This window comes from Nocardia sp. NPDC052254, assembly GCF_040679495.1.
GTDB lineage: Bacteria > Actinomycetota > Actinomycetes > Mycobacteriales > Mycobacteriaceae > Nocardia.
The window spans coordinates 27,963-48,779 of sequence record NZ_JBFAUW010000003.1 but is presented as its reverse complement, the minus strand read 5'-3'; the positions used below and the strand labels follow the sequence as shown (position 1 = coordinate 48,779).

The window sequence follows — 20,817 nt, the reverse complement described above, 5'->3', positions numbered from 1 at the left end:
ATGCGAATGCTCGACGAGAGCAGTCCGGGGACCGGCCCGGCACCCGGAGATTCCGCGCTCAACGCCGCTCGTCGCGGCCGCGAACTCCAGGCGCTCGGCGATGGCGACCGGATCGATGTCCTGGTCATCGGCGGCGGCGTCACCGGAACGGGAGTGGCGCTGGATGCCGCCACGCGCGGGTTGCGCACGGTTCTGGTGGAGGCGAACGACTTGGCGTTCGGCACCAGCCGGTGGAGTTCGAAACTCGTACACGGCGGGCTGCGGTATCTGGCCTCGGGCGGGGTCGGTATCGCCCATGAGAGCGCTGTCGAACGTGACGCGCTGCTCACCACCATCGCTCCCCATCTCACCCGGGCGATCCCACAGCTCGTTCCCACCTTCGATGGCAGCGGCCTGCCACAGCGGCTACTGGTACGCGCCGGCTTCCTGGCCGGAGATGTGTTGCGGCGCACCGCCGGAACCTCGGCGCGGGTCCTGCCGCGTTCCCGCCGGGTGGCCACCGCCGAAGCGTTGCGCCTGGCGCCCACCCTGCGCCGCGCGGGGTTACGCGGCGGCATGGTCGCCTGGGACGGGCAGCTGGTCGACGACGCCCGCCTGGTGGTGACGATCGCCCGCACCGCCGCGGCACACGGCGCCACCGTGCTGACCCGGGTACGCGCCGAACAGGTGAGCGCCGATTCGGCCGTCCTGCACGACACGCTCACCGGCGAAACCCTCACCGTGCGAGCACGTTCGGTGATCAACGCCGCAGGCGTGTGGGCCGATCGCGTCGATCCCGGTATCGAACTACGGCCCAGCCGGGGTACTCACCTGGTGTTCGACGCCGCCGACTTCGATGGGCTCGACGCCTCGTTGACCGTGCCGATTCCTGGCAGCACCAGCCGTTTCGTCTTCGCGTTCCCGGCCGCGCACGGCCGCGTCTATGTGGGGCTGACCGATGAGGACGCACCCGGCCCGGTCCCCGACGAACCACAGCCCACCGAATCCGAGATCGAGTTCCTCCTCGACACGGTCAATTCGGTGCTGCGGGAACCGTTGCGGCGCAGCGATGTCCGCGGCGCTTTCGCCGGTCTTCGACCGTTGCTGCGCACCGCTGACGACGCCACCTCCGACATCTCACGCGAACATGCCGTGCTGCGCTCGCCCGGTGGGCCGATCACGATCGTCGGCGGCAAGCTCACGACCTATCGGCAGATGGCCGAGGACGCGGTCGACACCGCGGTCGACACCGCCGGATTGACCGCCGGCCCCTGCCGCACCCGGCGAATTCCATTGGTGGGAGCGGTATCCGGCCGAGCACGCGATGCGATCGCCGCCGCGCCGATCCTGGTCGAGCGATATGGCGACCAGGCCGCGCACGTGGCGGCCGCCGCCCGGCGCGACCCCGCCCTGGCCGAGCCGGTCGCCCCGGGCATCGACGTACTACGCGCCGAATTCGCCTATGCGCTCACCCACGAAGGCGCACTCGACGAGAGCGACCTGCTCGACCGCCGAACCCGGATCGGGCTGGTGGCAGGCGACCGGGAGGCCGCCGCACCGGCCGCCCGCGCGGCACTCGTGGCCGCCCGCGCCTGATCGCCCGCTAGTCCCACAGCCGGGCGACCTGCGCGGCCACCGACTTCCCCTGTGCCCGACCGGCATGCGCCGCGGGGACTCGGGTGGCGGTGTCGAGCGGGTTCGCGCCGAAGGCCGCGACCGCCGCCTCGTCGGGGACGATCAGTTCGACCCGCGCACCTCGCTCGGTCAATCCGGCGATATCGATCTCCAGCGCGGGATCGGCCAGCGGCGCGATGATCAGCACCCGCGCGTGCCCGGCCGCCAGATCGGCATTGACGCTGGTCCGGATGCCGCCGTCGGTGTAGCGCACACCGTCCACGGTATGCGGCGGCCAGACCAGGGGCACGGCCGAACTGGCGGTCACCGCGTCGACCAACGTGACTCCCGAGTCCCGATCGAAGATCCGCGGCTCACCCGTCCGGGCGTCGACGGCGGTGATCAGCAGTCGCTGCCGGGGCCACTCGTGCACCGGCAGACGCGATTCGATCACCGCCCGGCGGGCGGATTCGGGCACCGTTTCGGTGGTCAGGGCGAGATTGCCGACCCGCCGCCGGACCACGGCCATGTCACCGGCACTGTCCTCCATGATCCGGGTGACCGTCTCCCACACGCCGTCGAGCGGATTGCCGTCGGGCACGATCTCCGAACTCTGCAGCTCCGGTTCGACCTGGCGGGCGAACAGTTCCGCTGTGGTGAGCCCACTGGTGAGCTGCGCGATCACATTGGCGCCCGCCGAGGTTCCGATATAGGAGTCGGCACCGGTGAGATCGATTCCCGCGTCGGCCAAGCCGGCGATCACCCCGGTGGCCCAGGCGATACCCGCCACACCACCGCCACCGATCACCACTGCCCGCTCATTGCCCATCACACTCGTCCTTCAGTCGCGTCGGCCGATCCATCCGGACAACCACGACCGAGACGAGGTTCGTTCCCGCCCCCGCGCCTACCGCCCGCCCACCCCGATATGGGCTACGTTTCGCGAATACGGATTCGCTGCCATCGCCGGAGAGGTGATCGTCCTTGAGCGACAGTACAACCGAGGAAAGCGTCCTGTTCGGCGATGTCCGGGTGTTCGACGGCCGGTCCGATCGACTCTCCGAGAGCACCGATGTCCTGGTCACCGGAAAGACGATCACCTCGATCGGTGAGCAGCCGACCGGGGGAACACACCGCCGGATCGAAGGCGGCGGCCGGGTACTCATGCCCGGCTTGATCGATGCGCACGCGCACCTGGCATTCAGCACGGTGCCGCTGCAGATCGCCTTGACCGCAGACTTCGGCTACCTCGCGATCCGCAGCGCCGAGGCCGCCGGGCAGATGTTGTTGCGCGGCTTCACTTCCGCTCGTGATGCCGGGGGTCCGGTCTTCGGGCTCAAACGCGCCATCGATGAAGGCCATGTGCCCGGCCCGCGTATCTGGCCGTCAGGAGCGTTCATCTCGCAGACCTCCGGACACGGCGACTTCCGGCTGCCCTACGAGACCCCGCGCGGTGTGTGCGGGCACATCTCGCACGCCGAGCAGCTCGGTGCGGTGGTGATCGCCGACGGCGTCGACGAGGTGCTGCGCGGCACCCGGGAACAGCTCATGCACGGTGCCAGCCAGATCAAGATGATGGCCGGTGGCGGGGTGGCGTCGGTGTACGACCCGATCGATGCCACCCAGTACACCGAGGCCGAATTGCACGCCGGAGTCCAGGCCGCGGAGAACTGGGGCACCTATGTCATGGTGCACGCCTACACCGATCGCGCGGTCGGGCAGGCACTGCGCGCCGGCGTGCGCTGCATCGAGCACGGCCAGCTGCTCACCGAGGCGACGGTGGCCGCGATCGCCGAACATCAGGCGTGGTGGAGTCTGCAGCCGTTCCTCGACGACGAGGACTCACCGCGCATCACCGATCCGCGCGGCGTAGCGAAATTGCGACAGGTCGTCGACGGCACCGACCGCGCCTACACGCTCGCCCGCAAGTACGGCATCGATATCGCGTGGGGTACCGACACCCTGTTCGACCCGCACCTCGCCACCCGGCAGGGTGCCCAGCTGGCGAAGATGACACGCTGGTTCACCCCCGCCGAAGTCCTGCGGATGGCGACCTCGGGCAACGCACGGCTGCTGGCGATGAGCGGCGAACGCAATCCCTATCCCGGGCCGCTCGGTGTGATCGAGCCCGGTGCACTCGCCGATCTCCTACTGGTCGAGGGCAACCCGCTCGAGAATCTCGAGCTGGTCAGCACACCCGACACCTCTTTCCCGGTGATCATGAAAGACGGTGTCGTGCACAAGAACACCCTCGGCTGAGGGCGCTACTCCGCGGATTCGAGCTTGGGCACCAGCCGTTCGAGCAGTCCCGCCAGCAGCCGCTCGTCCTCGGGTGTCAACTCGGCCAGCGCCTTGTACGCGCGGACCTGAGCACCACGGATCTGCGCGGCGAGATCGCGCCCGGCGTCGGTGGAGACCAGATATTTGACCCGTCGATCGGCGGGATTGAGCGTGCGCCGCACCAACCCTCGCGATTCCATCCGATCGGCGACTCCGGTCAGATTCGACGGATCGCAGGCCAGCCGGTCCGCCAGCACCCGCATGGGTAGTTCCGCGGGCGGCTCGTTGAGTGCCAGCAGCAGTTTGGCCTGGGTCAGCGTCAGCCCGTGGCCCTCCGCCGCGCTCAGGAAATCCTGCAGATAGGCCGAGACGAATCGCCCGATCAGCAATGCCAGCGGGCTCTGCGTTGTGTCCGGTGACATAGCGACGATCCTACCGACGCGATTGACAACGACCATGGTGGCTACCTTAAATACTTGAGGTCTTCAAACATATACGACTTCAATCTTCTGGAGGTGCTGCGGTGGATCGCAGAAGTTCGCTACTGACCGGCGTCTTGGCCTTCGCCGCCATGATCGTCACGGTCATGCAGACCCAGGCCGTGCCGATTCTCGGGTTGATCGCGACGAAACTGCAGGTCTCCACCACCTCGGTGAGCTGGGTGACGACCGCGACCCTGCTCTCGGCCGCGGTCGCCACACCGCTGCTGGGACGCATCGGCGATCTCTACGGCAAGAAGCCGACGCTGCTCGCCGTCCTCGCGATCGCCGCGGCCGGTTCGGCGGTGTCGGCACTGGCCGACTCCCTCACCGTGCTGCTCGTGGGCCGCGTACTGCAGGGCGTGGCGACCGCGATCTTCCCGCTCGCCCTGGCGGTGCTGCGCGAGGAGATACCGGCCCAGCGGCTGCATCACGCGATGGCGATCGTCAGCGGCACCCTCGGCTTCGGTGGCGGCCTCGGCCTGGTGTCGACCGGTCTGCTGACCCAGGGCGCCCACCCCGACCACCACATCGTCTTCTGGTTCACCGCCGGCCTGTCGGTGCTGGCCCTGGCCGCGGTCGCGGCCGCGGTACCGGCGACCGGGCAGCGACATCCGGGCAGTGTGGATCTACCCGGCGCGTTCACCCTCGGCGCATTCCTCATCTTGCTGTTGCTGCCCATTTCCCAAGGGCACGAATGGGGTTGGACCTCGGGGCGGACCCTCGCCTGCTTCGCCGGCGCGATCGTGGCCGCTGTGCTGTGGGTGCTGACCGAGCGCCGGGTGCGCACGCCGCTGGTGGATCTGGCGATGTTCACCCATCGGCCGGTGCTGTTCACCAACCTGTCCGGCATGTTCATCGGATTCGCGATGTTCATGCAGTTCATGGGTGTGTCGTATTTGGCCCAGATCCCCACGCGCGCAGCCGGTTACGGATTCGGCGCCTCGATTCTACGAGCCTCGGTGGAGTATCTGCTGCCCGCGACCCTGTCGTCGATGCTGGCGGCGCCGATCGGCGGCATCCTGATCGGCCGCCTCGGTGGCCGCACCACACTGGCGCTGTCCGGCGCGATCGGCGCGGGCGGATTCGCCTGGCTCGCACTGGCACACGACGCGACCGCACCGGTGATCGCGGCGAGTGTGGTGATCGGTGTGGCGATCAGCTTCGCCTACGCGGCGATGCCCGCGCTCATCGCGCAGAGTGTGCCGCATCATCAGAGCGGCATCGCCAACGGCATCAATTCGATCTCGCGCACCGTCGGCAGCTCATTGGCCAGTGCCATCATCACGACCCTGCTCACCGCGAAGCTGCTCCCCCAGCTGCCGCTGCCGCAGGAGAGTCAGTTCACGATCGCCTTCTGGGTCGGCGCCACGGCATGCGCGGCCACCATCGCCGCGGCACTGTTCGGTCTGCGACCGGAAAGCCCGAGCACCGCAACGGAATCCGAGCGAATCCCCGAACCGGCGGCAGTGGGCTGACGGGCTAACCGCCGACGACCACGCAGCCGAAGCCGATCGGGACACCGGTGCCGACCGGCAGATCCAGGGAGGCCACCGGCATCTCCGCGGGCTGCCCGGCCTGAATCGCGGTGAGCGTGTGGTGCCCGGCGTAGGCCGGCACCCAGCCGATGAGCGCGTACGCGCCGCCCGGTCGCGCCACTCCAACCGGAGCACCGTTGTCGTAGAAACTGACCGGCGCCGACGGATCGGTGACATTCGCCTGCAGGGTGTAGTGGCAGGTGTCGCCGTAGTTGGTGCCCACTCCGAAGCTCAGATCCGGCATGGCGCCGACCTGGGTCGTCGCCGCGGCCGCGATCTGCGGGGTCGCCAGCGCGATCACCGCGGCCGCGCCCAGCGCAGCCCCCGCGACGGCCGTGCCGACGCGTGCGCCGACTCCCCGGCGAGCGGTTGCGATGGTGGTCGTCTCATGCATGTGTCGTCCTCGTCTGCGGCGCGCGGACCGTGGGTCATCTCGTCGGCACGATACCCGTCCTCTCGTGCACGCGGCCCGGATTCGGCCGGGTCCGGACAGGATCGGCGGCCCGGAAGCCGCGGTCCCGCGCGCAGGAGGACGATGGGGGCATGCATCGCAAACCGCCGACGCGCGATATCGACGAAGCCGATCTGGCGGTGACGCCACCCAAGCAGCAGGCCGCCGGGGTCACCGCGGTCGCGGTCGCACTGGAGCGTGCGGTCGAGGAGATGGGTGTCGTGCGAACCGCTCGCACGCTGGGCCGAGTGAATCAGCGGCACGGATTCGACTGCCCCGGCTGCGCCTGGCCGGAGCCCAGTGGACAGCGGCGCCCCGCGGAGTTCTGCGAGAACGGGGCCAAGGCGGTCGCCGAGGAAGCGACGCTGCGCACCGTCACACCGGAATTCCTCGCCACCCATTCGGTGGCCGAACTGGCCGGTAAGACCGGCTACTGGCTGGGGCAGCAGGGCCGCATCACCCATCCGATGGTGCTGCGTCCGGGCGATACCCACTATTCCCCCATCGAGTGGGCCGATGCGTATCGCCTGATCGCCACCACGCTGCGCGAGCTGGACAGTCCGGACGAAGCGCTGTTCTACACCTCCGGACGCACCGCCAACGAGACGGCCTTCCTCTATCAGCTGCTGGTGCGCAGCTTCGGCACCAACAACCTCCCCGACTGCTCCAACATGTGTCACGAGTCGTCGGGAACGGCACTGACGCAGTCCATCGGCATCGGCAAGGGGTCGGTGTCGATCGACGATTTCGCCGCCGCCGATCTGATCATCGTCGCCGGCCAGAATCCGGGCACCAATCATCCGCGCATGCTGTCGGCACTGGGTGAGGCGAAGGCGCACGGCGCCCAGGTGATCGCGGTCAATCCGCTGCCGGAGACCGGACTCATCGGATTCCGGGACCCGCAGACGGTCAAGGGCTTCACCTCCGGCATCACCATCGCCGACGATTTTCTGCAGATCCGGCTCGGCGGCGATATGGCACTGTTCCAGGGGCTGGCGAAATTGCTGTTCGAGGCCGAGGACCGCGCGCCCGGCACGGTGGTCGACCGATTGTTCGTCGACGCGCACACCGCGGGTTTCGCCGAATACGAGAAGCACATGCGCGCGGTGGACCTCGACGAGGTGGTCACCGCCACCGGCCTGTCCCGCGAACAACTGGACCGCACCGCCGCACTGCTGGCCCGCTCCAAGGCCACCATCATCTGCTGGGCGATGGGCCTGACCCAGCAGCGCCACGGTGTGGCCACCATCGAGGAGGCGACCAATCTGCTGCTGCTGCGCGGAATGATCGGCAAGCCGGGCGCCGGTGTCTGCCCGGTACGCGGCCACTCCAACGTGCAGGGTGACCGCACCATGGGGATCTGGGAGAAGATGCCCGAAACCTTCCTCGCCGCATTGGATTCCGAGTTCGGCATCACCGTTCCGCGCGCACACGGCTGGGACACCGTCGATTCCATCCGCGCCATGCGCGACGGCCGCGCGAAGGTGTTCATCGGCATGGGCGGCAATTTCGTCTCCGCCACCCCGGACACCGAAGTCACCGAGGCGGCGCTGCGCCGGTGCGAACTGACGGTGCAGGTCTCGACGAAACTCAATCGCAGTCACGTGGTCCACGGTCGCACCGCTCTCATCCTGCCCACCCTCGGCCGTACCGATCTGGATCTGCAGAACGGTACGAAACAGCAGGTTTCGGTGGAGGATTCGATGTCGATGGTGCATCTGTCCACCGGGCGGCTACGGCCGGTGGGCGACCAGCTGCGCAGTGAGGTGGCGATCGTCTGCGAACTGGCCCTGGAGCTGTTCGGCCCCGGCCATCCGGTGCCCTGGGCGCGCTTCCGCGGCGACTACGACCGCATCCGCGATGCCATCTCGCGGGTGGTACCGGGTTGTGCGGACTACAACCGTAAGGTCCGCGGCCACAACGGATTCCAGTTACCGCATCCACCCCGGGACAGCCGGGAGTTCCGCACCGGGACCGGAAAGGCCAACTTCGCGGTCAACGAGCTGGAATGGCCGCAGATCCCGCCGGGCCGGTTGCTGTTGCAGACCCTGCGCAGCCACGACCAGTACAACACCACCATCTACGGCCTCGACGATCGCTACCGCGGTATCCACAATGCGCGCCGGGTGGTGCTGGTGCATCCGGACGATATCGCCGAATTCGGTTTCGCGGACGGCGATTCGGTGGATCTGATCTCGGAGTTCGACGACGGCACCGAACGGCGCGTCAGCGGATTCCGCATCGTCGGCTATTCCACCCCGCGCGGTAACGCCGCGGCCTACTACCCCGAAACCAACCCCCTGGTGCCCCTCGACCATGTGGCGAAACGGTCCAATACCCCGGTATCCAAAGCGGTCGTGATCCGTCTCGAACCGCATCGCCACCACACCGCCTGACCAGACCCCTTACGCGAGGTAGTTGTGAGCAGAGTAACCGCGCGCAGGCCGACCCGGCGCATCACACCGGCGGGCATCATCTCCCGGCCCGACACCCTGGCGGTGGAGGAACCGCTGGAGATCCGTATCGCCGGCTCGGCGCTGACCGTCACCATGCGAACGCCGGGGCACGACATCGATCTCGTGCACGGATTCCTGTTGAGCGAGAACATCATCGAATCGGCCGACGACATCGTCTCCGCACGGTACTGCGCGGGTACCGACGACGACGGCAGAAATACCTACAACGTCCTGAATGTCGAACTCCGACGTCCCGTTCCGGTGCGTCCGCGCGGATTCGTCACCAACAGTTCCTGCGGCCTCTGCGGCACCACCGCACTCGACCAGGTCCGCACCCGGAGCCGATTCCCGTTGCCGGCGGGAGTACCGCAGGTCGATCCCGCGGTACTGGCCGCCTTGCCCGGCGAACTACGCAGCCGCCAAACGGTTTTCGATGCCACCGGCGGTCTGCACGCGGCCGGGTTGTTCACCCCGCAGGGAGAAGCGCTCGTCGTGCGCGAGGACATCGGACGTCACAACGCGGTCGACAAGGTCGTCGGCTGGGCACTGCGCGAACACCGTGTTCCGGCCCACGACACCGTACTGATCGTCAGTGGGCGCACCTCGTTCGAACTGGTTCAGAAGGCCGTCATGGCCGGTATCCCGATCCTCGCAGCGGTCTCCGCACCCAGTTCCCTGGCCGTCGATCTGGCCGCCGACAACGGTCTCACCCTGGCCGGATTCCTGCGCGGGGACACCATGAACATCTACAGCGGCGCCGAACGGCTGCTCCCCGAGGTCGCGGCGACGACTTCCTGAACCCGCGACCCGTCCCCGAGTCCTTTGCTACGCTGCCGACTAGAACACGTTTCAATTATTCTCGGGAGTTCATATGGCAACGCAGCAGATCCACGAAACGGTCGAACGCTATGTGCACTTGGTGCAAACCGGCCCGACCTCGGAGATCCTGGCGCTCTATGCCCCCGACGCCGTCGTCGAGGACCCGATCGGCAGCGATCCGCGAAACGGCCACGAGGCCATCGGTGAGCTCTACCGGGCGCTGGAATCCATGCAGCGCAAGACCGAGTTGCACGCGGCCCGGATCGTGGGCAACCACGCCGCGGTCTCGTTCACCATGGTCGGCGAGGCCGGCGGGCATCGGATGACGCTGTCCGCGATCGACGCGATGGAATTCGACGATCAGGGCAAGATCAAGAGCATGCGCGCGTACTGGGGTCCGGAGGACCTGGCCAGCGAAAAGATCTGAGCCGCGTACCCGGCTGCTCCGCGGCGACGATCGCCGCGGCGGATCCACCCTTGTCCCTCCGATTTGCCCGGCTTACCGTTGGTCCACAACCGGTCGACCGACCACCGGCCACAGGGAGGGTCCGCGATGCGAATCTCGGTACACGGCACGGGCGAAGGCGTCCAGGTACGCATGCGCCTGGAAATCGATCGGCGACGCTGGCTGATCACCTGGACCGCACTGGGTCTGCTGACCGCCACCGGTGTGATCATCGGACTCTGGGCCGTCCTGCTGCCGGAGGCGTGGTATCGTAGCTTTCCCGGCCTCGGCCTGAACTGGGTGGCGGCCGACGGACCCTTCAACCACCACCTCGCCGGTGATGTGGGCGCCTTCTTCCTCGGCTTCGGCGCGATGGGACTGGCCGCGATGTACTACCGCGACAGCCTGGTTGCCCGGGTCACCGGAATCGGGTGGCTGGTCTTCGGAATACCGCACCTGATTTATCACGCCGCACACAAACCCGCGGATATCGGCGCGGGCAACTTCGCACTCGAGGTCATCGCCGCGGCACTGCTGCCGATTCTGGCCGCCGTGGTCGTCATGGCCGCACCGCGACAGCGGACCCAGCCGCGCGAACCCGCACCGATGAATATCCGATTCCCGGGCCGTCGTAACAGCTGAAGCCGGCACCGTAACAAGGCCACCGCCGGCGGCGATGACCAAGCATCGGGGAAAAGGTTCAACGGCGAACCAGGAAGATCAACGAGGATCTTCGGACTCGGGCGCGACGGGCAACCGATCGTCACCGCCCCCGCAAGGCAGTTCGGCAGGGGGACCGTGCAACTCGGGACAATTTCACACCACGGGTGATTCACCCGCATCCACGATTTCGGCACGCGGAACCGCCGCCAGCGCCATGAGCGCATTGAGAAATCCGTTCCGGTCCGCCGCATCGAGGCGGCCGAGCACTTGCTCCTCCCTCGCCTGGATATCGGCCTGTGCCGCCTCGGCCAGGGCGCGCCCCGCAGCCGTCACCGCGAGCAGCCGCGCCCGCCGGTCGGCGGGATCGGGATAGCGATCGATCAGACCGCGGTCCTGCAGATCGTCCAGAATCGCGATGATCCGCGTCTTGTCCGCCCCGATCTCCTCCGCCAGCACTCCCTGACCACGCGCCGGTCCGCGCCCGAGCTGTAGCAGCACCGCGTACGCCCACATGGTCAGGCCGTGGGAATCGAGTACGGGCCGCTCGGCTGCCATGAGGGCACGGCCGAGCGGAACGATCATCGCCGCCAGATCTGGTCGCTGTGCATCCGCCATGCCGAACAAGATACGTCCTCGCCCGCCTCCGGCCGGAGGGCTTCCGACAACCAGCCGCAACCGCGACCGCGGCGTGTCGGGCCGCGATGCCGATTTCTCTGTCGCAGAGCCTATTTCACCGCATCGGGCCAGTACGGAGAGCGGCCGAGATGGGTGAGGATCCGGTACAGCGGATCGGCCTCGCCGGTCGCGGGCAACGCGAGCGCGAACGGCGCACCCGGCCGCAGGCGAATCTCGCCATCGGGTACCGCTTGCGTGATCCGCAGGGCCGGCTCCACCAGATCCGGGTCGAGTTCATACCGCAGTCCGAGTGCGCGGGCGACATCCCAGCCGTGCACGACATAGTCGATGAAGTGGAATCCGATCGCCTGAGCGCCGGGCGCACGGAAGCCGGGGCCGAATTCCGGAAGTTCGAAATCCCGTTCCCGCACACCGGTTTCGGCGAAGGCCGCGATCACGTCGGCCGATGCCGCCAGATACGCCGCCACCGGATCCGGCGCGGTATCGCCCATCCGCCACAGCCGCGGATCGCCGCCCGAACCGCGGGCAGCCGCCGCGAAGCCACGATGTTGCACGGTCATATGGGTGAGCAGGCGCGCGAGATCCCAGTCGGCGCAGGGGGTGGGGCGCGCCAGATCGGCGGGACCCGCCTGCGATACGAGAGCCACGCTGTGGTCGACGGCCTTGCGGTCCAGTTCCGAAATATCAGTCATTCTTCAATCGTAGGCAGATACATATCATGTGTCTATGCTTATTTATTGACTGGGCGAACTTCGACACCATGGAGACTCACATCACATCGGCCACCCCGTCACATCGTCGGCCGGCATCTCGTCCAAGGGGTGAACATCCGCCGAAGGGAGAATCATGAGCGCCACTCGAATACCCCCGATTCCGCCGCAGCAGGCCGGCCCGCTGACCCGGGTCATCTACCGCTTCTGCAAGCGCAAGTTCGGTGAGGTCCCCGAACCGATGGCGGTCATGGCCAATCATCCGAAGCTGCTGACCGCTGCCGCCGCGCACGAATCCTTGGTCGACCGCGCCACCACGGTGGTCGACAAGGGAGTCGTCGAAATCGCGGTCTACCGTGTCGCATGGACGATCGGATGCTCCTGGTGCGTGGACTTCGGCACCATGCTCATGCGCCTGAGCCACCTCGACATCGACAAGCTGAAGCAGATCGCCGACTACGACACCGCGGCGGCCTACGACGACGACGAACGCGCCGCCATCGCGTACGCCGATGCGATGACCGCCACCCCGACCACCGTCACCGATGAGCAGATCACCGACCTGCGAGCACGTTTCGGCACCGACGGCGTCGTGGAGCTGACGTACCAGATCGCGTTGGAGAATTCCCGCGCCCGCGCCTATTCGGCACTCGGCATCACCGCACAGGGCTTCGGCACCGATTCCTGCCGGGTTCCCTGGGCGAGCGACTGACGGCCACACACGACAGGGGCGGGGGGTCCGAAGACCTCCCGCCCCTGTGCGGTGGAACAGTTGCCGCTACGCCGACTTCTCGCGGCGCTCGGCGGCCTGACGCTTGCGCGGCACGATGGTCGGCAGCACATTGTCGTTGACGGTCTCGCCGTTGATGACCACCTTGGCGACGTCGTCGCGGCTGGGGATGTCGTACATCACCGGCAGCAGGACCTCTTCCATGATGGCGCGCAGACCGCGGGCACCGGTACCGCGCAGGATCGCCTGGTCGGCGACGGCCTCGAGCGCATCCGTGGTGAATTCCAGGTCCACGCCGTCCATTTCGAACAGGCGCACGTACTGCTTCACCAGTGCGTTCTTCGGCTCGGACAGGATGCGGACCAGCGATTCCTTGTCCAGGTTGGTCACCGAGGCGACCATCGGCAGGCGGCCGATGAACTCGGGAATCAGGCCGAACTTGATCAGATCCTCCGGCATGACCTCGGCGAAGTGGTCGGCGGTGTCGATCTCTGCCTTCGACCGCACCTCGGCGCCGAAGCCGATACCGCGCTTACCGACCCGGTCCTGCACGATCTTTTCCAGGCCCGCGAAGGCGCCGGCCACGATGAACAGCACGTTCGTGGTGTCGATCTGAATGAATTCCTGATGCGGATGCTTACGGCCGCCCTGCGGCGGCACACTCGCCTGCGTGCCCTCGAGAATCTTCAGCAGGGCCTGCTGCACACCCTCGCCCGAGACATCACGGGTGATCGAGGGGTTCTCGCTCTTGCGGGCGATCTTGTCGACCTCGTCGATGTAGATGATGCCCGTCTCGGCCCGCTTGACGTCGTAATCGGCGGCCTGAATCAGCTTGAGCAGAATGTTCTCGACATCCTCACCGACATAACCGGCCTCGGTGAGCGCGGTGGCGTCGGCGATGGCGAACGGGACATTCAGCATCTTGGCCAGCGTCTGCGCGAGGTAGGTCTTACCGCAGCCGGTGGGCCCGAGCATGAGAATGTTCGACTTCATCAACTCGACCGGTTCGCCGCGGCTGTCGCGGCCCTTGTCACCGGCCTGGATGCGCTTGTAGTGGTTGTAGACAGCCACCGCCAGCGTGCGCTTGGCCGAATCCTGGCCGATCACGTACTGCTCAAGGAATTCCCGGATCTCCGCCGGCTTGGGCAGCTCGTCGAGTTTGACCTCGCTCGACTCCGCCAGCTCCTCTTCGATGATCTCGTTGCAGAGGTCGATGCACTCGTCACAGATGTACACCCCCGGTCCCGCAATGAGCTTTTTGACCTGCTTCTGGCTCTTTCCGCAGAACGAGCATTTCAGCAGATCGCCGCCATCACCGATGCGCGCCATCTCGTGGGTCCCTACTTCCTTGTCCGCGTGCAACCGTCTGTCCCGGATGCCGACAAGCCGCTTCCGAACAACGCTACCCGCCGTGCTCCGATCAGTGTCGCGCGTCGATCGGATTCTCGCACTTCGGCGCCTGCGGTCCGGGTCGGACGATCATGCCGACAACCACTGAGCCAAGGTCCCTAGACCGACCGTACCCGGTCGACGCGACGGAGGTCGACAACTCGACGATGTTTCTCGTGGGGAGAGTGTCGCCGGTGCTCCCGTGACCCGCTCGTCACGGACCGCTCCGGGCGGCGTCGACCTCGACATCGCCGCCCGGATCGGCCGTCCGCGAAACGCGGAACTACTTCTTCTGCGCGCTCAGTTTGCGGTAGTCGAACACCGTGTCGATGATCCCGTATTCCTTGGCCTCGTCGGCGGTCAGGATCTTGTCACGATCGGTGTCCTTGCGGATCGTGTCGGCCTCTTTACCGGTGTGGCGGGCCAGAGTGGTCTCCATCAACCGGCGCATGCGCTCGATCTCGGCGGCCTGGATCTCCAGATCGGAGACCTGGCCCTGGATTCCGCCCTCGAGCGACGGCTGGTGGATCAGCACGCGGGCGTTGGGCAGGCAGGCCCGCTTACCCGGCGTACCGGCCGCCAACAGTACCGCCGCCGCCGAGGCCGCCTGGCCCAGGCAGACCGTCGCCACATCGGCACGCACGTACTGCATGGTGTCGTAAATGGCCATCAGCGAGGTGAACGAACCACCGGGCGAGTTGATGTACATGGTGATGTCGCGGTCGGGATCCAGCGACTCCAGCACCAGCAGCTGCGCCATGACGTCGTTGGCCGAGGCGTCGTCCACCTGCACGCCGAGGAAGATGATGCGCTCCTCGAACAGCTTGTTGTACGGGTTGGACTCCTTGACGCCGAAACTCGAGTGCTCGATGAACGACGGCAGGATGTAGCGGGCCTGCGGGCTCGCCGGTGCGATACCGGACAGGCCGGCACGAGGATCGATGAGAGTCATCTTGTCTCCAAAGTCAGTGTCGGTGAGCGAAGTTCGCGGGCGGGACTACTCGCCGCCGTTGGCTGCCTGGCGAGCGTGCGTGATCACCCGATCGATGAACCCGTACTCGAGCGCCGCGTCGGCGGTGAACCAGCGATCGCGATCGGCGTCGGCGGTGACCTCCTCGACCGACTTACCCGTGTGCAGTGCCTGCAGTTCGTTGAGCTCACGCTTGGTGTGCGCGAACTGCTCGGCCATGATGGCGATGTCGGCGGCCGAACCACCGATACCGGCCGAGGGCTGATGCATCATGATCCGGGTGTGCGGCAGCGCGAAGCGCTTGCCGCTGCTTCCCGCGGTCAGCAGGAACTGGCCCATGGAGGCAGCCAGGCCGAACGCGATGGTCGAGATATCGCACTCCGCGTACTGCATCGTGTCGTAGATGGCCATACCCGCGGTGACCGAACCACCGGGCGAGTTGATGTACAGCGAGATGTCGCGAGTCGGGTCCTCCGCAGCCAGCAGCAGGATCTGCGCGCACAGCTTGTTGGCGATGTCGTCGTCGACCTGGGTGCCGAGGAAGATGATGCGGTCTCGGAGCAGCCGCTCGTACACCGAATCACTGAGGTTGAGCCCAGCAGTCGCGGATGTCATGACCGGCCCCGACTTCAACGGTGCCACAGCCTGATTGATTGTCACGGATACCTGCCCTCTCTCGCCGGCACGATGCCTGCCGGCACAGCCTCTGTCCAATATGCGGTCTTCCGGGGCCCTGCGTGGTTACGCAAGCTACCGCCTCCGTCCCCGACGCTCGACCGCGGCCTTGATTCGGTTGACACAAACCCTAACGAAACAAGGCGGCACCGAACTCCCGGTACCGCCCTGCTTCGCTTACAGCTGACTCATCCGTCGCCGATGGCTACTCGGCGGAGGCTTCGGCCGGTTCGGCCGCCGCGTCGGAATCGGCCGGTTCGCCGAACATCTCGGCGGTGTCGACGACGTTGCCTTCGGTGTCGGTGACCTTGGCCTTGGTGACCACGCCGGCCAGCGCCTTACCGCGGCGCACGTCGGCGAAGATGGCGCCCAGCTGACCCGCCTGCTGGATCTGCTGGATGAACTGCTCCGGCGCCATGCCGTACCGCTGCGACTGGAACAGGATCCGCTCGGTGAGCTCCTGCTGACCGACCTCGGTGTTCTCGGACTCGGCGACCGCGTCCAGCAGCAGCTGGGTCTTCACCGACTTCTCGGCGGCCTCCTTGGAATCCTTGTCGAACTCTTCGCGGGTGGTGCCCTGGGCCTCGAGGGCCTCGGCGAACTTGGCCTCGTCGTGATCGAAGCCGTGCACCGCGTCGTGCAGCACCGCGTCGACCTCGGCCTGGACCGCGGCCTCGGGCAGCGGCACCTCGGTCTTGTCGAGCAGCGCGTCGAGAACCTTGTCACGGATATCGCCGGCCTGGGCGACCTTCTTGCTCTGCTCGACCCGCTTGCGCAGATCGTCCTTCAGCTCGTCGATGGTGTCGAATTCGCTTGCCATCTGGGCGAATTCGTCGTCGGCCTCGGGCAGCTCGCGCTCCTTCACCGACTTCACCTCGACGGTGATGACCGCTTCCTTACCGGCGTGCTCACCGGCCACCAGGGTGGAGGTGAAGTCCTTGGACTCCTCCGCCTTCAGGCCGATCAGCGCCTCGTCCAGGCCCTCGATCAGCTGGCCGGAACCGACCTCGTGCGACAGTCCGGAGGTGGCGGCCTCGGCCACCTCTTCGCCGTCCACGGTGGCCGACAGGTCGATCGAGACGAAATCGCCGTCGGCGACGGCGCGCTCGACGCTCTTCAGGGTGCCGAAGCGCTGGCGCAGCGACTGCAACTGCTGGTCGATGTCTTCGTCGTCGATGCTCAGCGGATCGACGGAGACCTCGATGCTCTCGTAGTCGGGCAGCGCGATTTCGGGACGGACGTCGACCTCGGCGGTGAACGCCAGCTCGTCGCCGTCCTCGATCTTGGTGATCTCGATTTCCGGCTGCCCGAGCACCTTCACCTCGGAGGTGGTGACGGCCTCGCTGTAGCGAGCGGGCAGCGCATCGTTGACGACCTGCTCGAGGATGGCGCCGCGGCCGAGGCGGGCCTCGATCAGCTTGGCCGGCGCCTTACCGGGCCGGAAGCCGGGGATCCGCACCTGCTGGGCCAGCGCCTTGTACGCCTTGTCGAAATCGGGCTTCAGCTCCTCGAAGGGCACCTCGACATTGATGCGGACCCGGGTCGGGCTCAGCTGCTCGACGGTGCTCTTCACGGACATGCTCCTTGTTCGTTGTTCACTGGTCTGTGGTGTCGCCAACCGGACGGGCTGTCCGATGACGACGGGTGTTCGGGTGCCGTAGTACAACGGCGCCGATTCCCCCCGAATCGCATCCGATCAGGGTATCAGCGCCGCTTCCCCGGGCCTCTGCGTGCCGTCCAGGCTCGAACAGCCTACGATGCCTACCCCACCTTGACCGCATCGGTCACGAAGACGAGGGTCTCGTTCGGCTTGATGCCGTTGCCGCCCTGGCCGTAACCGAGGTCCGGCGGAATGATCAGCAGCCTGCGGCCACCCTGTTTGATTCCGACCAGGCCCTGATCCCAGCCCGGGATGACCGAGCCGGCGCCCAGCGTGAGCGGGAAGGTCTGGCCGCGGTCGAAGGAGCTGTCCAGCTTGGTCTTGTCCGACCAGGTCACCAAGGAGTAATTCATCTCGACCGGTGTCCCGGGCTTGGCCTCCGGCCCGGTGCCCTCGACCAGATCCTTGGTGACGAGCTGTTTCGGCGGATCGCAGTCATCGGGAATGGTGATCGTCGGCGTCTCGCCGAAACCACCGGTGACGCCGATGTCCTCGGCGGTGCATTCACGACCCTTACTCGCGGTGGGCGCGGCCGCGGCCGGCGGTGCCGAGAGTTCCGCGGTGGTGGTCGACGGACCGGCCGACGAATCCTTGCCGTCGCTGCCACAGGCGGTGAGTGCGACGGCCGCCGCCGCGACCGCCACCGAGCCGATGATCCTGGCCAAAGTCTGCATGAGCCGCACAGTAATCGCTGCCGGGTATGCGGGCGTGACCGGCCCTGTCACGGTCCGGCGGACACGCTCGATCCCCGGTAGCCTGGCCGGGAGGCTCCATCCGAAGCGGTTACCCGAACACCCCACTGTGAGGAGCGCGATCGTGACCGATGCGGCGAGCACTGCGGGTCCGGATACGGCGGACGACAATCTCGGCGGTGGCGGCGGAGAAACGATCGCCCCGCGGCCCTACCGGCTGGCCGAGGTCCCCGGCCCACTGACACCGGACGAGCTGGCCGATATGGACGCGTGGTGGCGGGCGGCGAACTATCTGTCGGTGGGCCAGATCTATCTGATGGCCAATCCGATGTTGCGCACACCGCTGGCCGCCGAACACATCAAACCCCGGCTGCTGGGGCATTTCGGTACCGTCCCCGGTTTGAATTTGGTGTGGACCCATGCCAATCGGGCCATCCGGGCACGTGACCTGAACGCAGTCTTCGTGGCCGGGCCCGGCCACGGTGGCCCCGGGCCGAATGCCTGTGCCTGGCTGGAGGGCACGTATTCGGAGTTGTACAGCCACATCGCACCCGACGAGTCCGGGATGGCGGCCCTGTTCGCACAGTTCTCGTTTCCCGGCGGTGTCCCCAGCCACTGCGCACCCGAGACCCCCGGGTCGTTCCACGAGGGCGGCGAACTCGGCTATTCCCTGCTGCACGCCTACGGCGCCGCACTCGACAATCCGGATCTGACGGTGTTCTGCGTGATCGGCGACGGTGAGGCCGAGACCGGTCCGCTCGCGACGAGCTGGCATGCCGACAAATTCCTCAATACCGGGCGAGACGGCACCGTCCTGCCGATCCTGGCGCTCAACGAATACAAGATCGCCAATCCCACCCTGCTGGCCCGGATTCCGGAGGCCGAACTGCTGTCGCTGCTGCACGGGTACGGCTACGACCCCATCATCGTCGCCGGGCGAGACCCGGCCACCGTCCATCAGGCGATGGCGGCGGCGATCGACAGCTGTCTGGACCGCACCGCCGAGTTCCAGCGCGCGGCACGGGAGGACGCGGACGGGACGCGGCCGCACCGCCCCATGATCGTGCTGCGCACCCCCAAGGGCTGGACCTGTCCCCCGGTGGTCGACGGCGAGCGCGTGGAAGGCACCTTCCGCGCGCATCAGGTCCCACTGCCGGCCGCCCGCACCGACGACGAACATCGCCGGGTCCTGGAACAGTGGCTGCGGTCCTACCGGCCGGAGGAACTGTTCGACGAGGAGGGCCGGCCGTATCCGCAACTGCTGCGGCAGGTGCCGGCCGGACCACGCCGGATGAGCGCCAATCCGGTCGCGAGCGGTGGCGCGCAGGTCCGGGATCTGACGCTGCCGGACTGGCGCGACCACGGTGTCGAGGTCACCGCGCCGGGCGCATCGTCACACGAGGCCACTCGGGTACTCGGCGGCTGGCTGCGCGATGTCAGCGCCGCCAACCGGGACAATTTCCTGATCTTCGCCCCCGACGAATTGGTCAGTAATCGGCTGCAGGATGTCCTGACCGTCACCGGGCGCAACTGGCAGGCCGAGATCGGTGAGTACGACGTGGCACTCGACCGCACCGGCCGGGTGATCGAGGTGCTGTCGGAACATATGTGCCAGGGTCTGCTCGAGGGGTATCTGCTCACCGGCCGCCACGGCGTCTTCACCTGTTACGAGGCATTCGTCCATATCGTGGACGCGATGTTCAACCAGCACGCCAAATGGCTGGACGCGAGCGCGGCGGTGCCGTGGCGGCGGCCGATCCCGAGCCTGAACTATCTGCTGACCTCACACGTCTGGCGTCAGGATCACAACGGATTCACCCATCAGGACCCCGGCTTCCTGGATGTGGTGCTGAACAAGAAGCCCTCGATCGTGCGGGTCTACCTCCCGCCGGACACCAACACCCTGTTGTCCACCTACGATCACTGCCTGCGCTCGCGCCACTATGTGAACGTGGTGGTGGCCGGTAAGCAGCCGCAGCCCGATTGGCTGTCGGTACCCGAGGCCGCACTGCACTGCGCGCGCGGCGCCGGCGTCTGGGAGTGGGCCGGGCACCGCGACGATCCCGGCAGTGCCCCGGATGTCGTTCTCGGCTGCGCCGGTGACGTCCCGACCCTGGAAACCGTCGCCGCGGCGTCGATTCTGCGAGAGCGGCTGCCGAACCTGCGTATTCGAGTCGTCAACGTGGTCGATCTGATGCGCCTGCTGCCCGCCGACGAACATCCACACGGCCTGCCCGACCGCGAATTCGACACCCTTTTCACCCGCGACCGGCCGATCATCTTCGCTTTCCACGGCTACCCCTGGTTGATCCATCGGCTCACCTACCGCCGTGCGAACCATGCCGGGATGCACGTGCGCGGCTACAAGGAGATGGGCACCACGACAACACCGTTCGACATGGTGATGCTCAATGATCTGGACCGATTCCACCTGGTGATGGATGTGATCGACCGGGTACCGGGACTCGGGACGCGGGCCGCCGGACTACGTCAGGAGATGGTGGACGCGCGTGCCACCGCCCGGGCGTGGACCCGCGAGCACGGCATCGACATTCCGGAGGTCACCGAATGGCGCCTCCCCGATCGCCGCCGGAGAACACCAGCGGATTCCGAAATTCGGGGCTAGGCTCC

19 protein-coding genes are annotated in these 20,817 nt (G+C 67.0%); 9 read left to right on the top strand and 10 right to left on the bottom strand.

What is annotated here, in order from left to right:
- Window positions 1-1,575 (top strand): glycerol-3-phosphate dehydrogenase/oxidase, encoded by a 1,575-nt coding sequence (locus AB0L57_RS09475; protein WP_364959456.1) that lies wholly within the window; start codon window positions 1-3, stop codon window positions 1,573-1,575.
- Window positions 1,576-1,582: 7 nt separating this feature from the next.
- Here the strand turns inward: AB0L57_RS09475 and AB0L57_RS09470 are convergent, their stop codons facing one another.
- Window positions 1,583-2,422 (bottom strand): patatin-like phospholipase family protein, encoded by an 840-nt coding sequence (locus AB0L57_RS09470; RefSeq protein ID WP_364959454.1) that lies wholly within the window; start codon window positions 2,420-2,422, stop codon window positions 1,583-1,585.
- A gap of 155 nt (window positions 2,423-2,577) precedes the next feature.
- On the opposite strand from AB0L57_RS09470, the gene AB0L57_RS09465 reads away from it, so the two are divergent.
- Complete coding sequence (locus AB0L57_RS09465; protein WP_364959452.1) at window positions 2,578-3,852, top strand: amidohydrolase family protein; 1,275 nt, start codon at window positions 2,578-2,580, stop codon at window positions 3,850-3,852.
- Between the two features lie 5 nt (window positions 3,853-3,857).
- On the opposite strand, the gene AB0L57_RS09460 is transcribed toward AB0L57_RS09465, so the two are convergent.
- Window positions 3,858-4,295, bottom strand: coding sequence for a MarR family transcriptional regulator (locus tag AB0L57_RS09460; protein WP_364959450.1), 438 nt, complete (start codon window positions 4,293-4,295; stop codon window positions 3,858-3,860).
- Between the two features lie 101 nt (window positions 4,296-4,396).
- On the opposite strand from AB0L57_RS09460, the gene AB0L57_RS09455 reads away from it, so the two are divergent.
- Window positions 4,397-5,830 (top strand): MFS transporter, encoded by a 1,434-nt coding sequence (locus AB0L57_RS09455; protein WP_364959448.1) that lies wholly within the window; start codon window positions 4,397-4,399, stop codon window positions 5,828-5,830.
- A 4-nt stretch (window positions 5,831-5,834) separates the two neighbouring features.
- On the opposite strand, the gene AB0L57_RS09450 is transcribed toward AB0L57_RS09455, so the two are convergent.
- Window positions 5,835-6,284 (bottom strand): hypothetical protein, encoded by a 450-nt coding sequence (locus tag AB0L57_RS09450; RefSeq protein WP_364959446.1) that lies wholly within the window; start codon window positions 6,282-6,284, stop codon window positions 5,835-5,837.
- A gap of 149 nt (window positions 6,285-6,433) precedes the next feature.
- On the opposite strand from AB0L57_RS09450, the gene AB0L57_RS09445 reads away from it, so the two are divergent.
- The 4 genes from AB0L57_RS09445 (at window position 6,434) to AB0L57_RS09430 (ending at window position 10,703) form a co-directional block, all read left to right on the top strand.
- The gene (locus AB0L57_RS09445; RefSeq protein WP_364959444.1) at window positions 6,434-8,737 is read left to right on the top strand and encodes an FdhF/YdeP family oxidoreductase; all 2,304 of its coding nucleotides are present in this window, start codon (window positions 6,434-6,436) and stop codon (window positions 8,735-8,737) included.
- A 24-nt stretch (window positions 8,738-8,761) separates the two neighbouring features.
- Complete coding sequence (fdhD, locus tag AB0L57_RS09440; RefSeq protein ID WP_364959443.1) at window positions 8,762-9,595, top strand: formate dehydrogenase accessory sulfurtransferase FdhD; 834 nt, start codon at window positions 8,762-8,764, stop codon at window positions 9,593-9,595.
- 73 nt (window positions 9,596-9,668) lie between these two features.
- A complete protein-coding gene (locus tag AB0L57_RS09435; RefSeq protein ID WP_364959441.1) occupies window positions 9,669-10,043 on the top strand; it encodes a nuclear transport factor 2 family protein in 375 nt (124 codons plus the stop codon).
- A 126-nt stretch (window positions 10,044-10,169) separates the two neighbouring features.
- Window positions 10,170-10,703, top strand: coding sequence for a hypothetical protein (locus tag AB0L57_RS09430; protein WP_364959440.1), 534 nt, complete (start codon window positions 10,170-10,172; stop codon window positions 10,701-10,703).
- A 174-nt stretch (window positions 10,704-10,877) separates the two neighbouring features.
- Here the strand turns inward: AB0L57_RS09430 and AB0L57_RS09425 are convergent, their stop codons facing one another.
- Together AB0L57_RS09425 and AB0L57_RS09420 are read right to left on the bottom strand one after the other, a co-directional pair.
- The gene (locus AB0L57_RS09425; RefSeq protein ID WP_364959438.1) at window positions 10,878-11,339 is read right to left on the bottom strand and encodes a MarR family winged helix-turn-helix transcriptional regulator; all 462 of its coding nucleotides are present in this window, start codon (window positions 11,337-11,339) and stop codon (window positions 10,878-10,880) included.
- Window positions 11,340-11,449: 110 nt separating this feature from the next.
- The gene (locus tag AB0L57_RS09420; protein WP_364959436.1) at window positions 11,450-12,052 is read right to left on the bottom strand and encodes a TIGR03086 family metal-binding protein; all 603 of its coding nucleotides are present in this window, start codon (window positions 12,050-12,052) and stop codon (window positions 11,450-11,452) included.
- 154 nt (window positions 12,053-12,206) lie between these two features.
- On the opposite strand from AB0L57_RS09420, the gene AB0L57_RS09415 reads away from it, so the two are divergent.
- A complete protein-coding gene (locus AB0L57_RS09415; RefSeq protein WP_364959434.1) occupies window positions 12,207-12,782 on the top strand; it encodes a carboxymuconolactone decarboxylase family protein in 576 nt (191 codons plus the stop codon).
- Window positions 12,783-12,848: 66 nt separating this feature from the next.
- Here the strand turns inward: AB0L57_RS09415 and clpX are convergent, their stop codons facing one another.
- The 5 genes from clpX to AB0L57_RS09390 form a co-directional block, all read right to left on the bottom strand.
- A complete protein-coding gene (gene clpX / locus AB0L57_RS09410; protein WP_364959432.1) occupies window positions 12,849-14,129 on the bottom strand; it encodes an ATP-dependent Clp protease ATP-binding subunit ClpX in 1,281 nt (426 codons plus the stop codon).
- Window positions 14,130-14,472: 343 nt separating this feature from the next.
- Window positions 14,473-15,141 (bottom strand): ATP-dependent Clp protease proteolytic subunit, encoded by a 669-nt coding sequence (locus AB0L57_RS09405; protein WP_364959430.1) that lies wholly within the window; start codon window positions 15,139-15,141, stop codon window positions 14,473-14,475.
- Between the two features lie 45 nt (window positions 15,142-15,186).
- Window positions 15,187-15,774, bottom strand: a complete 588-nt coding sequence (locus tag AB0L57_RS09400) for an ATP-dependent Clp protease proteolytic subunit (RefSeq protein WP_364959428.1) — start codon at window positions 15,772-15,774, stop codon at window positions 15,187-15,189.
- A 265-nt stretch (window positions 15,775-16,039) separates the two neighbouring features.
- On the bottom strand, window positions 16,040-17,407 hold the full coding sequence (gene tig / locus AB0L57_RS09395; RefSeq protein WP_364959426.1) for a trigger factor: 1,368 nt from the start codon (window positions 17,405-17,407) through the stop codon (window positions 16,040-16,042).
- Between the two features lie 188 nt (window positions 17,408-17,595).
- The gene (locus AB0L57_RS09390) at window positions 17,596-18,168 is read right to left on the bottom strand and encodes an FKBP-type peptidyl-prolyl cis-trans isomerase (protein ID WP_364959425.1); all 573 of its coding nucleotides are present in this window, start codon (window positions 18,166-18,168) and stop codon (window positions 17,596-17,598) included.
- 142 nt (window positions 18,169-18,310) lie between these two features.
- Between AB0L57_RS09390 and AB0L57_RS09385 the strand changes: the two genes are divergently transcribed.
- Window positions 18,311-20,812: a phosphoketolase family protein gene (locus AB0L57_RS09385; protein ID WP_364959423.1), complete on the top strand. Its 2,502-nt coding sequence runs from the start codon at window positions 18,311-18,313 to the stop codon at window positions 20,810-20,812.
- Window positions 20,813-20,817 lie beyond the last annotated feature (5 nt).

Bases quoted from the DNA above. Each gene is read 5' to 3' on its own strand.
- AB0L57_RS09475 (WP_364959456.1), top strand. From the start codon at position 1: ATGCGAATGCTCGACGAGAGCAGTCCGGGGACCGGCCCGGCACCCGGA.
- AB0L57_RS09470 (WP_364959454.1), bottom strand. From the start codon at position 2,422: ATGGGCAATGAGCGGGCAGTGGTGATCGGTGGCGGTGGTGTGGCGGGT.
- AB0L57_RS09460 (WP_364959450.1), bottom strand. From the start codon at position 4,295: ATGTCACCGGACACAACGCAGAGCCCGCTGGCATTGCTGATCGGGCGA.
- AB0L57_RS09450 (WP_364959446.1), bottom strand. From the start codon at position 6,284: ATGCATGAGACGACCACCATCGCAACCGCTCGCCGGGGAGTCGGCGCA.
- AB0L57_RS09445 (WP_364959444.1), top strand. From the start codon at position 6,434: ATGCATCGCAAACCGCCGACGCGCGATATCGACGAAGCCGATCTGGCG.
- AB0L57_RS09435 (WP_364959441.1), top strand. From the start codon at position 9,669: ATGGCAACGCAGCAGATCCACGAAACGGTCGAACGCTATGTGCACTTG.
- AB0L57_RS09430 (WP_364959440.1), top strand. From the start codon at position 10,170: ATGCGAATCTCGGTACACGGCACGGGCGAAGGCGTCCAGGTACGCATG.
- AB0L57_RS09425 (WP_364959438.1), bottom strand. From the start codon at position 11,339: ATGGCGGATGCACAGCGACCAGATCTGGCGGCGATGATCGTTCCGCTC.
- AB0L57_RS09420 (WP_364959436.1), bottom strand. From the start codon at position 12,052: ATGACTGATATTTCGGAACTGGACCGCAAGGCCGTCGACCACAGCGTG.
- AB0L57_RS09415 (WP_364959434.1), top strand. From the start codon at position 12,207: ATGAGCGCCACTCGAATACCCCCGATTCCGCCGCAGCAGGCCGGCCCG.
- clpX (WP_364959432.1), bottom strand. From the start codon at position 14,129: ATGGCGCGCATCGGTGATGGCGGCGATCTGCTGAAATGCTCGTTCTGC.
- AB0L57_RS09405 (WP_364959430.1), bottom strand. From the start codon at position 15,141: ATGACTCTCATCGATCCTCGTGCCGGCCTGTCCGGTATCGCACCGGCG.
- AB0L57_RS09400 (WP_364959428.1), bottom strand. From the start codon at position 15,774: ATGACATCCGCGACTGCTGGGCTCAACCTCAGTGATTCGGTGTACGAG.
- AB0L57_RS09390 (WP_364959425.1), bottom strand. From the start codon at position 18,168: ATGCAGACTTTGGCCAGGATCATCGGCTCGGTGGCGGTCGCGGCGGCG.